The organism is Geodermatophilus sp. SYSU D00700, from assembly GCF_054050255.1.
Genome location: NZ_JBJGZA010000047.1, coordinates 23,274 through 34,830, shown reverse-complemented (window position 1 = coordinate 34,830; position 11,557 = coordinate 23,274). Strand labels below are relative to the sequence as shown.

Below are 11,557 nucleotides of genomic sequence, written 5' to 3'. Positions count from 1 at the left end.
CGCCGGCGCACCCGCCGCGCGCGGGGGGGGGCGGAGAGGCCCCCCCCCACCCCGCCCCGCCACGTCGTCACCGGTGCACCAGGAGGGTCGGCCTGCCGCAGGCCGCCGAACCCCCCGGGCAGCCCGGGGGACAATGAGGACATGAGCGAGCAGAGCACCGAACAGCGCAGCGTCGGCAAGCGGGCCAACGAGCTCAACGCCCTCGTCCGCTACACGATGTGGTCGGTGTTCCGGCTGGCCCGCCCGCTCGCCGACGAGCAGCGCACCGCCGTCGCCGACGAGGTGGCCGGGCTGTTCGAGGAGCTCGCGGGCAAGGGCGTCGTCGTCCGCGGCACCTACGACGTCGCGGGCCTGCGCGCCGACGCCGACCTCATGGTCTGGTGGCACGCCGAGTCGCCCGAGGCGCTGCAGGAGGCCTACACCCGGCTGCGCCGCACCGCGCTGGGCCGGCACCTGGAGCCGGTGTGGTCGCAGATGGCGCTGCACCGCCCGGCCGAGTTCAACCGCAGCCACATCCCGGCGTTCCTCGCCGAGGAGGAGCCGCGCCGCTACGTCTGCGTCTACCCGTTCGTGCGGTCCTACGAGTGGTACCTGCTGCCCGACGAGGAGCGGCGGGACATGCTCAAGGAGCACGGCATGCAGGCCCGGCCCTACCCCGACGTCCGCGCCAACACCGTCGCCTCGTTCGGCCTGGGCGACTACGAGTGGATGCTGGCCTTCGAGGCCGACGAGCTGCACCGCATCGTCGACCTCATGCGCGACCTGCGGGCCAGCCGGGCCCGTCGGCACGTGCGCGAGGAGGTCCCCTTCTACACCGGCACCCGCAAGCCGGTGACCGAGCTGGTCGCCGACCTGCCCTGACCTCCCGGAGGGACGCCGACGTGCGGACCGTACGACGCAGCACCGTCCTCGCCGCACCCGCCGACGTCGTCTGGTCGGCGGTACGCATGCCCGCGGCCCTCGTGCACGTCGCGGCACCGGTCCTGCGCTTCCCCGCCCTGGAGGCGCGGATCCGGCCGTGGCAGGCGGGGGAGTCGGTGACGACCTGGCTGCTGCTGTTCGGGCTGCTGCCGGTGTCCCGGCACACGCTGCGGGTCGAGTCCGTCGACGACGACGCCCGCGCGGTCCGGTCGGACGAGCACGGCTCGCTCGTCCGGTCCTGGCGGCACCTGATCACGGTGACACCGCTGGACGAGGGCGGCTGCCGGTACACCGACGAGGTCGAGATCGACGCCGGACCGCTCACCGGGCCCGTGTGGCTCTTCGCCGAGGCGCTCTACCGCTGGCGGCAGCGGCGCTGGCGCCGGCTCGCGCTCGTGCTCGCCGGCGCCCGTGCCGCCGACCGGACCCGCACCGCGGGACCCGGGTCGGCGGCCTGAGCCCGCGGGCGTCAGCCCTCGGCGGGCACCAGCCGGACGGACACCGAGTTGATGCAGTAGCGGTCGCCGGTCGGCGTCTGCGGCGCGTCGTCGAAGACGTGCCCGAGGTGGCTGTGGCAGGTGCCGCAGAGGACCTCGGTGCGGACCATGCCGTGGCTGCGGTCCTCGCGGAGCACCACGTCGTCGGCCGACGACGGCTCGTAGAACGACGGCCAGCCGCAGTGCGAGTCGAACTTGGTCTCCGAGCGGAACAGCTCGGCTCCGCACGCGCGGCAGGTGTAGACGCCGACGGTCTTCGTGTCGACGTACTCGCCGGTGAACGGGCGCTCGGTGCCGGCCTGGCGCAGCACGGCGTACTCCTGCGGTGAGAGCTGGGCCCGCCACTCCTCGTCGGTCCTGGTCAGCTTGGGCTGGGGAGTGGTCGTCATGCCAGGGGGAACGGCCCGGGCGACGGGCGGATTCCCCGCCGCCACCCGCTCGACCAGGCGTCCGAGCAGGCCGGAGGGGTCGTGCAGCACCACGAGGCCGTCCCCGACGACCCGCGCCGTCCCGGGGTCCACCGGGTCGGCGGCCCAGCCCTCCGGCACGAACCCGACCTCCACCTCCAGTCCGCCGGGCAGCCGGAGGCGCCGCTCGAGCAGCGGCCCCCACCGCCGGGTCCGCACGTCGGCCACCCCGGCGCCGAACAGCCCCGCGACCGCATCCGGCCCGCGGTAGCCGTCCCGGTCCCGGGTGACGACGACGAGGTCGACGTCGGAGTCGGGCCGCGCCGTGCCGCGGGCCTGCGACCCGGCGAGCCCGACGGCGACGACGTCCGGGCGGCCCGCCGCCCAGCGGACCACCCGCCGCAGGACGCCGCGCACGTCCTCGGCGCCGCCGGCCGTCACCGGCCCAGGCCGGCCTCGCGGGCCCGCACGATGGCCTGCGCGCGGTCGGTGACCTGCAGCTTGGTCAGCACGTTGGACACGACGTTGCGCACCGTCTTCGGCGACAGGTACAGCACCGCGGCGATCTGCGCGTTGGACCGCCCGGCGGCCACCAGGTCGAGCACCTCGCGCTCCCGGGCGGTCAGCTGCGGGAACGCCGCCTCGGGGCCGGCCGGACCGGCGGCGAAGAACTCCGCGATCCGCCGGGCCAGCGCCGCGCCGAACACCGCCCCGCCGGAGGCCACGGTGGTGATCGCGCGGACGACCTCCTCCTGGTCGGCGCCCTTGAGCAGGTAGCCGCGGGCCCCGGCGCGGACGGCGGCGAACACCGTGCCGTCGTCCTCGCTCATCGTCAGCACCACCACGCCCGCCGACGGCACCTCGGCGGCGATCCGCCGCGTGGCCTCGATGCCGTCGAGCACCGGCATCTGCACGTCCATGACCACGACGTCGGGCAGGTGCTCGCGGACCACCGCGACCGCCTCGGCCCCGTCGGCGGCGGTGCCGACGACGGTCAGCCCCGGCACCGAGCCGAGCAGCAGCGCCAGCCCGTCCCGGTAGACCGGGTGGTCGTCGGCGACCACGATCCGCAGCGGCTCACCGGGCTCGGTCACCGGGCGCTCCTCCCTCGACGGGCAGCACGGCCCGCACCTCCGTGCCGCCCTCCGGCGGGCAGCTGACCGTGCAGTGTCCGCCCAGCTCGGCCGCCCGCTCGCGCAGCGACACGAGCCCGACGCCGGCGGCGCGGTCGGGCGCGATCCCGACGCCGTCGTCGGCGACGGTCACCACCAGGTCGCCGTCCTCGCGGCCGAGGGTCGCCCGCACCCGGGTGGCCCGCGCGTGCCGGGCGGCGTTGGCCAGCGCCTCCGAGGCGATCCGGTAGGCCGCCACCTCGACCGCCGCGGGCAGCTCGCCGAGGTCCACGGCGTCGACGATCACGGTGACCTGCGGCGCCAGGAGCCGCTCGGCCTGCTGGCGGACCGCGCCGGCCAGCCCGACGTCGTCGAGGGCGGGCGGGCGCAGGTCGTGCACGAGCCGCCGGACGTCGCCCAGCGCGGCGGCGACGTCGTCGCGCGCCTGGCGCAGCAGCCGGTCGGCGTCCTCGGGCCGGGTGGCGGCGAGGTTGCGGGCGGTGTCGATCCGCAGCACCACCGCACCGAGCGAGGGGCCCAGCCCGTCGTGCAGGTCGCGGCGCAGCCGGCGGCGCTCCTCCTCCCGGGCGGTGACCAGCTGCTCCCGGCTGGCCTGCAGCTGCGCGGCCAGCGACCCGGCCCGCGCGGCCGCGGCGGCCTGCCGGACGACGTCGGCGAGCAGCCGCTCGTCCCGCGTCACCAGGTGCGCGCGGACGCCGTCGCGGGGCAGCAGCAGCCGGCCCACCTGCTCGCCGCGGTAGGCGATGGGCAGCGACTGGACCGCGTCTGGCCGCCGCCCGTGCTCGGCGACCAGCCGCCCTCCGTCGGCGGCGTCGACCTCGACGCCGACGTAGGGGACGCGGAAGGCCTCGGCGATGCCGGCAGCGACCGCCATGAGCTGCTCCTCGGCGCCGTCGGTGCGCTCGAGCCGCTCGGCCAGGTCCGACACGACGCGGTAGGGGTCCTCCCGCTCGCCGAGCACCCACCGGCGGACCAGCCGCCACAGCGGCGCCCGCAGCGGGACGTAGACCACCGCGACCAGCAGCAGGGTGAGCAGGGTGGCGTCGCGCTCACCGAGGGCGTCGCCGAGCAGCGCGCCGGCCGCGCCCAGCACGGCGAGGTCGAGCAGCACCACGCCGACGGCCAGCCCGCCGTACACCAGCGTGCCGCCGAGCAGCCGGTCGACGTCGACCGCCCGCGGCCACAGGATGCCGGCGGCCACCGCCGTCCCGGTCAGCGCGACCGCGAGGACCAGCGCCAGCGTGCTCGGCTCGGAGGGCAGCAGCAGCGTGGTGAGCATGACGAGCAGGTCGACGACGGCGGCCCACAGCAGCCAGCGCATCCGCGTGCGGTCCTCGCCGGCCGCCTGCCGGTACCGGGCGACCACCGAGGCGGCCGCGACCGCGGTGCCGAGGACGGCGAGCGGGAAGCCGATCCGCAGCAGCGGCAGCGTCAGCGCCGCGGGGAGCGGGAGGGAGGTGAGGTCGAGGTCGAGGGTGCGGTAGACGGCGGGGACCCCGGTGCCCTCGTCGTCGGTGAACGCCACCTCGGCCGGGGTGACGAGCAGCAGCACCGGCAGCAGCGCGGTGGCGGCCAGGCCGGCCAGGCTCGCTCCGCGCCAGCGGCCACCCGGGAGCCGCCCGTCGGGGTAGAGCAGGAGCAGCAGCGGCAGGCCCAGCAGCAGGCCCGACCCCAGCCGCTCGACGGTCCAGAACGCCAAGCTCGCGCCGGCCCGCGGCGGGTCGTCCTGCAGCGCCCAGGCCAGCCACGACTCGGCCAGCCCGTTGACCGCCCAGAACACCGCGGTGCCGGCGGCCACCCAGGACACCGCGTTGCGCGGCGCCCGCAGCAGCAGCGCGGCCGCCGGGACGGCGAGCACGAGGCCCGGCACGGTGGCCAGCCAGCCGGGTTCCCGCTGCAGCGCCGAGCGCACCGCCGACGGTGTCGTGGCGTCGAGGACGGCGGCGGTGACCGCCGAGCCGGCCACCACGACGATGACGACGGCGACCGCCGACCACCGCAGCCGGGGGTCCGGGACACCGGGCCGGAGGAGGGGCTCCGGTGCCGATCGGGTCCGCCCGGTCGCCGGGGCCTGTGCCTGCACGCGCGCATCCTCGCCCGGCGGCGTCCCCGCCGTCACGGGTCAGCCGTCCCGTGTCACCCGGGACACCGAGGGGGACCGGATCCGTGGCGGCCGGCCCTGTCGGCCCGGGACGCGTCCCCACGACGGTTCTCCCCGGACGGCGCACCGGGCGCCGCACGACGACGGAGGACCCGATGTCCCTCACCACCACCCCCGCTCCCGCCCGCACCGACCTCGCCGCACCGGCCGGCGCTGCCCCCGGCGCCTCGACCCGCTCGGTCCGCAGGGCCGGGATCGCGGTCGCCGCCGGGTCGCTCTCGTGGGCGGTCGCCTGCGCTGCGCTCGGGACCACCCCGCCGGCCGGGACCTGGCAGGCCCTCGTGGTGAACCTGACCGCGTTCGCGTTCCAGGGCGGCCTGGTCTTCCTCGTGGCCGCGCAGATGCGGACCGGCGCCATCGGCACCGGCCGGCTGGCCCGCCGGCTGCTGCACGTCGAGCACGCCCTGCTCGCGGTGGCCATGGTCTCGTCACTGATGTGGGCGCTGACCCCCGGCCTCTACGACACCGGCTTCTTCTTCGTGATCGACCTCTTCTGGCCGCTGTCGATGCTCGGCATGGCCGTGATCGGCGTGCGGATCGCGATCGCCGGCCGGTGGAGGGGCGCGGCCCGGTTCTGGCCGATGGTCGCCGAGAGCTGGGCGCCGGTCACCGTCCCGACCGCGTTCCTGCTGCCCGCGATCACCCAGTACGTCGGCGCCGCGCACCTGCTGGTCGGCTACGTCGTCCTCGGCGTGATCCTGGCCCGCCGTCCCGAGCTCACCGGCGCCCGCGACCGCTGAACGACCCCCACCGGCGCCCCGTCACCCCGTGCACCCGGGTGGCGGGGCGCCGTCGCGCGCGGCGGAGACTGGGCCGGTGACAGCGCCCGACCGGCCCCTGCCCGACACCTGGTTCCGCCGCGACCTGCCCGTGCTGCGGGCGGTGGCCCGGCTGGTCGACGGCCCCGAGCACGGCGGCAACCCCTACCTCGGCCAGGTGGTCCCGGCCAGCGGCCTGCCCAAGCCCGACGTGCTGGCCGCCGCCCGCGCGCTCGCCGCCGCCGGCTACGTCGAGGTGCTGACCACCTACTCGGGGGAGATCGTCCGGTTCACCGGCATCTCCCCGGAGGCGCGCCGGCTGGCCGGGCTCTGGCCGACGCCGCAGTCGGAGTGGGAGCGGCTGGTCGAGCAGCTCACCGCGCGGGCGGCCCACGCCCGGACCGACGTCGAGCGGGCCCGCTGGCGGGCCTTCGCCGACGCCGCGGTCGCCGTGGGCCCTGACGACGGCGCCCTGCTGATGTCGGCGCTGGTCGGCGGGTACGTGCCCCGCGCGCGCTGACCGGCGCCGCACACGACAGCGCCCCCGCCCGGTGGACCGGACGGGGGCGCTGTGCTGATCAGGAGATCAGAGCGGGTTGACGTTCGCCGCCTGCGGGCCCTTCTGGCCCTGCTCGATGTCGAACGAGATCCGCTGGCCTTCGTCGAGCGAGCGGTACCCGCTGGTCTGGATGGCCGAGTAGTGGACGAACACGTCAGGTCCGCCACCGTCAGGAGTGGCGAAGCCGAACCCCTTCTCCGCGTTGAACCACTTGACAGTTCCTTCGGGCATTGCTCGCTCCTAGCTGCGATGGTGCATCGGGGTCCTGCCAGAGCGCAGGGCCTTCCCGACGCGACGACCCTAGCCGTCCCGGACCCCGTGTGGGGGACCGGGGCGGCGCGTTCGGGGTCCGCCGGTCCGGCAGGCGCCGGACCTCGTCGTCGGTGGCCCCGCCCGGGACCCCCCACACCCGCGGCGGGCCGGAGTCACCCGATCGGGTCGGGCGGCCCGGCCCCGCCACCGGTCTTGCGGGGATCGTGCGGTTCCGCAGAGCCGCCGCTGAGGGAGGGCGCCCAGGGTCGGTGGTGCCGGGGACCGAGCCCGGCCCGACCCCGAGGAGCAGCCCGTGGAGACCGACCCGACCGCCACCGGCGCGCCGCTCGTGCTGGTCGACCTGGCCGACCTCCACCCGGCCGACCTCGACGCGCTGCTGGCCGCCGAGCTCGACGAGCACCCCGCGGACGCCACCGAGCTGGCCGCGCTGCTGGCCGACGTCCTGCGCGCCACCGGCACCGCCGCCGCCCTGGCACACCGCCTCGGCGCGCACGCCGCCCTGCTGGCCGACTGAGCCGGCGCCCCGAGCCCGCCGGTCCCGGCCCCCGCACCACGGGGGCGCGGGGTCCAGGACCGGCGGTCACTCGCAGCCGACGCCGTCGCCGTCCCGGTCGAACTTCGGGTCCCAGCCCGGGTCGCCCCGGGTGATCGGGGCGGCGCCGGCGGCGCGGACGGCGTCGCAGTTCGCGTAGGACGTCGCGACCGGAGGGGGCGGCGGGGCGGGCACCGGAGCCGGCGGGGGAGCCGGCTCCGGTGCCGGCGCGGGTGCCGGAGCCGGAGCCGGCCGCGGGGTCGTGGGGGCGGGCCGTGCCGCCGGAGGGGCAGCCGCGGTGGTCGGCGCCGCGGTCTGCCGGGCCGGGGCGACCACACCGCCGGGCAGCGGCTCGGCCGGGCAGCCGGCGAGCACCGTGGCGATCGCGTTGCGCTCGGCCTGCGTCGTCCACAGCCCGTAGCTGACCTTCACCGCGACCTGGCGGGCCACGTAGGCGCAGCGGTGGGAGCGGTCCGGCGGCAGCCAGGTGGCCGCGTCACCGTCGCCCTTCTGCAGGTTGAGCGGCCCGTCGACGGCGAGCAGGTTGAGCGGGTCGTTGGCGAACTGCGTGCGCCGGGCGTCGTCCCACTGCTGGGCGCCCTTCTGCCAGGCGTCCGACAGCGCGACGACGTGGTCGATCTGGACGTCGTCGCTGGTGCCCTGGCCGCGCTGGAAGGCGATGGTCCGGCCGGAGTAGGGGTCGTCCAGCGTCCCGGTGAGGACGACGCAGTCGCGGGTGCCGGGCTTGAACGTCTCGCCGGTGAGGTCGCGGGCGAGCACGTCGTTGCGGGTGTCACAGCCGTTGCGGTCGGTGTCGACCCAGCCGGCGCCGAACAGGTCGCGGTCGTAGCCGGTGCGCGGCGCCCGGCCCTGCACCGGGAGGGCGGCCAGCGCGGCCAGCGCGGTGGCCGGGGCGGCGCCGTCGACGGCGGCCTGGGTGGCGCCGTCCGAGAGCAGGCCGGTGGCCGGGTCGGCCACCGGGACGGCGGTCTCGCTGGTCTCGGCCCGGGTCGCCGCGGCGTCCGCGGCGGCGGCCGCCGACTCGGCCGCGGCGCTCGCCTGGGCGGCGGAGGTGGTCGGCGCGGCCGACGAGGAGGGCGCCGCGGGCTGCGCGGCCGCGGTGGGCGCGGGCGGCGGGACGGTCGCCCCGCCGATCCCGGTGGTCACCAGCCCGGCGGCCAGCACCGCACCGCCGACCCGGCGGGAGGCGATGAACGCCCACCGCGCGCGGCCGACGACGACGGCGCCCAGGCCCACCAGCAGCAGCGCGAGCCCGACGGCGAGCAGCCCGCCGGCCGCGCCGGAGGTGGCGGCCGCGATCACCACGACCAGCAGGACGACGGCCGCGACGACGCCGAGCACGACCGGCCCGCGCCGCGGCGTGCCGGCGGGGGCGGGTGCGGGCGTGGGAGGCAGCGGCCAGGGCTGGGGCGAGGGCTGGGGCGAGGGCTGGGGCCGTGGCGCCGTCCCGGCCGGCCAGGACGCAGGCACAGGCGGGGCCACCGGAGGCGCGACCGGGGCGGGGGCCGGGTCGGCCGGCCGCGCGGCGTGACCGGAGAAGGCGACCAGCACCTCGAACGGGTCCGCGCCGGTGAAGGGGAACTGCACGTCGACGGTGGTCTCGACCGCCCCCGGCAGCCCGGCCGCGAACGACCGGTCGGCCCGGCCGTTGGAGCTCAGCTTGGCGCCGTCGACGTAGAGCGTGGTCCGCCGGCCGGTCGGCGCGGTGGCGACCAGTCGCAGGTAGGTCGCGCTGCTGCCCTCCCTCGGCGCGACGACCTCGTAGCCGAGCGCGGCGGCCTTGGACACCACCGCCCGCATCGGCGTCCCCGGCGAGCGCTGCGCGTGGTGGCGCAGCACCTGCTGGACGGCATCCGGCAACGACGACATGCGCAGGCCTCCCCGTGGTGCCCGGTGCACCGTGCCGCCCATGCTCGGCCACGCGGACCGGCGCGTACAGGAACGGCGGAGGGCGGAGCGACGGGAGTGACCCGTGGGGCGGGGTCGGGATACTGGGCCCGGCCAGCCCTGGGACCGGTGGAGGTCAGATGGCGATCGATCCCGTGCCGCTGGCTGCCGCGGCGGACAGCGCGGTGTCGGTCGGCGGGGTCTTCGAGGTGCTCGGTCTGGTCCTCGTGGTCGCGGCCGGGGCCGCGCTCGGCCGCCGGGTGCCGGTGGCCGGCCCGATCCTGCTCGTCCTCGTCGGTGTCGCGCTGTCCTACGTGCCCGGCGTGCCCGACTACAGCATCGACCCCAACATGGTCCTGCTGCTGTTCCTCCCGCCGCTGCTCTACGCCGCGGCCTGGCGCACCTCCAACCGCTCGCTGAGGGCCAACCTGCGCCCGATCGCCCTGCTGTCGGTCGGGCTGGTGCTGTTCACCACGCTCGTCGTCGGGCTCGTGGCCTGGGCCGTGGTCCCCGGCCTCCCGCTGGCCGCGGCATTCGCCCTCGGGGCGGTGGTGGCACCCCCGGACGCCGTCGCGGCCACCGCGGTGGCCCGGCGCACCGGCCTGCCGCGGCGGGCGGTGAGCATCCTCGAGGGGGAGAGCCTGGTCAACGACGCGACCGCGCTGACCACGCTGCGCGTCGCGATCGCCGGGGTGGCCGGGTCGGTCACCGTCCTGGACTTCCTCGGGGAGTTCGTCCTCGCCGCGGCCGGCGGGGCGGCGATCGGGCTGGGCAGCGCCTGGGTCGCCGCCCACCTGCACCGGCGCAACGAGGAACCGATGATCGACGTCGTCCTCAGCCTGGTGACGCCGTTCACCTCCTACCTGCTCGCCGAGGCCGTCGGCGCCTCCGGCGTGGTCGCGGTGGTCACCACCGGCCTGTGGCTGAGCACGCGGTGGTACGGCTTCTTCTCCCCGACGTCGCGGACCCTGGCCGACCCGCTGTGGAGCGTCATCGAGTTCGTCCTCACCGGGGTCGTGTTCCTGCTGATCGGGCTGGAGCTGCCGGCCATCCTCGACGAGATCCGGGGACTGCCGGCCGGCACCGTCGTCGGGAGTGCGGTCGCGGTGACGCTCGCGGTGGTCCTCAGCCGCCCGCTGTGGGTCTTCCCGGCCACCTACCTGGCGCGGCTGTTCCCGCGGGTGCGCCGGCGCGAGGCGGCACCGCCGTGGCAGTTCCCCGCCGTCATCTCATGGGCCGGGATGCGCGGCGTGGTCTCGCTGGCGGCGGCGCTGGCCTACCTGTCCACGGCGCCGCAGGGCGGCCTGCTGACCTTCCTCGCCTTCGTGGTCGTCGTCGCCACCCTGGTCGGCCAGGGCCTCACCCTGCCCTGGGTGATCCGCCGCCTCGCCCTGCCCGGCCCGAGCGCGACGGAGGACGCGCTGCAGGAGGCCGCGGTGCAGCACGAGGCGGTCAACGCCGCGATCAAGCGGCTCGACGAGCTCGTCGCCGGCGACGACGCGGTGCCGCCGGAGGTGGTGGACCGGCTGCGGGACAAGGCCGAGATCCGGGGACTGTTCGCCTGGGAGCGGCTGGGCCGCCAGGACCGCGAGCCGCCGTCGGTCGCGTACCGCCGGCTGCGCCGCGAGATGCTGGCCGTCGAGCGGGCGGTGTTCCTCCGCGCCCGCGACGAGGGCCGCATCGACGAGGAGGTCGTCACCGCGGTGCTGCGCGAGCTCGACACCGAGGAACTGCTGCTCGACCGGGCCTGACCGGCCGCCGTTCCCACCGGCCCGGGTGCGGTCAGCGCGCCGTGGTCCGCGACCTCGACTCGCCCCGGCAGGCGTGCCAGGGTCGTGCCCGGAGCGATGACCGCGAGGGTGGGAGACGCCACGCCGGACCGCCCGCCGCCCGGACGGCACCGCGCCGACCGACCGACGCGCGTACCCCGTGGAGGACGACGTGACCGATCACGCGGCGACCCCGTACGCAACGGCGCAGGACGGGCTGGCGGTGGCCAGCGCCCTGCTGCGCGCCACCGACGAGCGGGTGACGGCGGTGCACGTCGGCCGCGAGCACCTCACGGTGAGCGCGCCGCCCCACCCCGACGGCCGCAGCGCCGGGCCGAGCCCGCTGGGGTTGCTCGCGGCCGCGCTGGCCTCCGACACCGCGATCACGCTGCGGGCGCACCTGGACAGCACCTACTCCTACGGCGGTGACCTCGAGGTGGTCGTCTCGGTCCGTCCGGACTGGGTCCTCGACTGCCGGGTGACCTACACCGAGGACCTGGACGCCGACCAGCTGGACCGGGCCCGTGAGATCGCCGGCCAGGCGCCCCTCACCCGCGTGCTCGGTCCCGGCGTCGAGTTGAGGACGAGGTTCTCGCGCAGCTCCGCCCTGACCCGCTGACGGCGGCGACCCACCGCGGC

12 protein-coding genes are annotated in these 11,557 nt (G+C 77.0%); 7 read left to right on the top strand and 5 right to left on the bottom strand.

Translation table 11 applies throughout. The annotated features are described in order from the left end of the window. The first annotated feature begins 141 nt into the window (after positions 1-141). Positions 142-861 carry a hydrogen peroxide-dependent heme synthase gene (hemQ, locus tag ACI79V_RS21940; protein ID WP_456892713.1) on the top strand — a complete coding sequence of 240 codons (720 nt, stop codon included), beginning with the start codon at positions 142-144 and terminating at the stop codon, positions 859-861. Between the two features lie 20 nt (positions 862-881). Continuing rightward, a complete protein-coding gene (locus tag ACI79V_RS21935) occupies positions 882-1,379 on the top strand; it encodes an SRPBCC family protein (protein WP_456892711.1) in 498 nt (165 codons plus the stop codon). A gap of 11 nt (positions 1,380-1,390) precedes the next feature. Here ACI79V_RS21935 and msrB read toward each other — a convergent pair whose 3' ends face one another. Genes msrB through ACI79V_RS21920 form a run of 3 tightly spaced genes read right to left on the bottom strand, consistent with a single transcriptional unit; the run spans position 1,391 to position 5,041 of the window. Further along, complete coding sequence (gene msrB / locus ACI79V_RS21930) at positions 1,391-2,266, bottom strand: peptide-methionine (R)-S-oxide reductase MsrB (protein ID WP_456892709.1); 876 nt, start codon at positions 2,264-2,266, stop codon at positions 1,391-1,393. After that, positions 2,263-2,919, bottom strand: a complete 657-nt coding sequence (locus ACI79V_RS21925; protein WP_456892707.1) for a response regulator — start codon at positions 2,917-2,919, stop codon at positions 2,263-2,265. The genes msrB and ACI79V_RS21925 overlap by 4 nt, the downstream gene beginning before the upstream one ends. Next, positions 2,903-5,041, bottom strand: coding sequence for a sensor histidine kinase (locus ACI79V_RS21920; protein ID WP_456892705.1), 2,139 nt, complete (start codon positions 5,039-5,041; stop codon positions 2,903-2,905). The genes ACI79V_RS21925 and ACI79V_RS21920 overlap by 17 nt, the downstream gene beginning before the upstream one ends. A 173-nt stretch (positions 5,042-5,214) precedes the next feature. Here ACI79V_RS21920 and ACI79V_RS21915 point away from each other — a divergent pair, with 173 nt between their 5' ends. Together ACI79V_RS21915 and ACI79V_RS21910 are read left to right on the top strand one after the other, a co-directional pair. Continuing rightward, the gene (locus ACI79V_RS21915) at positions 5,215-5,859 is read left to right on the top strand and encodes a hypothetical protein (RefSeq protein WP_456892703.1); all 645 of its coding nucleotides are present in this window, start codon (positions 5,215-5,217) and stop codon (positions 5,857-5,859) included. 76 nt (positions 5,860-5,935) lie between these two features. Continuing rightward, complete coding sequence (locus tag ACI79V_RS21910) at positions 5,936-6,397, top strand: hypothetical protein (protein ID WP_456892701.1); 462 nt, start codon at positions 5,936-5,938, stop codon at positions 6,395-6,397. Positions 6,398-6,463: 66 nt separating this feature from the next. Here the strand turns inward: ACI79V_RS21910 and ACI79V_RS21905 are convergent, their stop codons facing one another. Further along, complete coding sequence (locus tag ACI79V_RS21905; protein ID WP_012948038.1) at positions 6,464-6,667, bottom strand: cold-shock protein; 204 nt, start codon at positions 6,665-6,667, stop codon at positions 6,464-6,466. 334 nt (positions 6,668-7,001) lie between these two features. On the opposite strand from ACI79V_RS21905, the gene ACI79V_RS21900 reads away from it, so the two are divergent. Next, complete coding sequence (locus tag ACI79V_RS21900; RefSeq protein ID WP_456892699.1) at positions 7,002-7,223, top strand: hypothetical protein; 222 nt, start codon at positions 7,002-7,004, stop codon at positions 7,221-7,223. A 66-nt stretch (positions 7,224-7,289) separates the two neighbouring features. Here the strand turns inward: ACI79V_RS21900 and ACI79V_RS21895 are convergent, their stop codons facing one another. Then, positions 7,290-9,131 carry a GmrSD restriction endonuclease domain-containing protein gene (locus ACI79V_RS21895; protein WP_456892697.1) on the bottom strand — a complete coding sequence of 614 codons (1,842 nt, stop codon included), beginning with the start codon at positions 9,129-9,131 and terminating at the stop codon, positions 7,290-7,292. 158 nt (positions 9,132-9,289) lie between these two features. On the opposite strand from ACI79V_RS21895, the gene ACI79V_RS21890 reads away from it, so the two are divergent. Both ACI79V_RS21890 and ACI79V_RS21885 read left to right on the top strand, forming a co-directional pair. After that, the gene (locus ACI79V_RS21890) at positions 9,290-10,900 is read left to right on the top strand and encodes a Na+/H+ antiporter (RefSeq protein ID WP_456892695.1); all 1,611 of its coding nucleotides are present in this window, start codon (positions 9,290-9,292) and stop codon (positions 10,898-10,900) included. A gap of 190 nt (positions 10,901-11,090) precedes the next feature. Further along, positions 11,091-11,537: a hypothetical protein gene (locus tag ACI79V_RS21885; RefSeq protein ID WP_456892693.1), complete on the top strand. Its 447-nt coding sequence runs from the start codon at positions 11,091-11,093 to the stop codon at positions 11,535-11,537. Positions 11,538-11,557: the final 20 nt, after the last annotated feature.

What these genes read in the sequence shown, in the direction of transcription:
- ACI79V_RS21890 (WP_456892695.1), top strand. Translation starts at nt 9,290, where the DNA reads ATGGCGATCGATCCCGTGCCGCTGGCTGCCGCGGCGGACAGCGCGGTG.
- ACI79V_RS21905 (WP_012948038.1), bottom strand. Translation starts at nt 6,667, where the DNA reads ATGCCCGAAGGAACTGTCAAGTGGTTCAACGCGGAGAAGGGGTTCGGC.
- hemQ (WP_456892713.1), top strand. Translation starts at nt 142, where the DNA reads ATGAGCGAGCAGAGCACCGAACAGCGCAGCGTCGGCAAGCGGGCCAAC.
- ACI79V_RS21895 (WP_456892697.1), bottom strand. Translation starts at nt 9,131, where the DNA reads ATGTCGTCGTTGCCGGATGCCGTCCAGCAGGTGCTGCGCCACCACGCG.
- ACI79V_RS21915 (WP_456892703.1), top strand. Translation starts at nt 5,215, where the DNA reads ATGTCCCTCACCACCACCCCCGCTCCCGCCCGCACCGACCTCGCCGCA.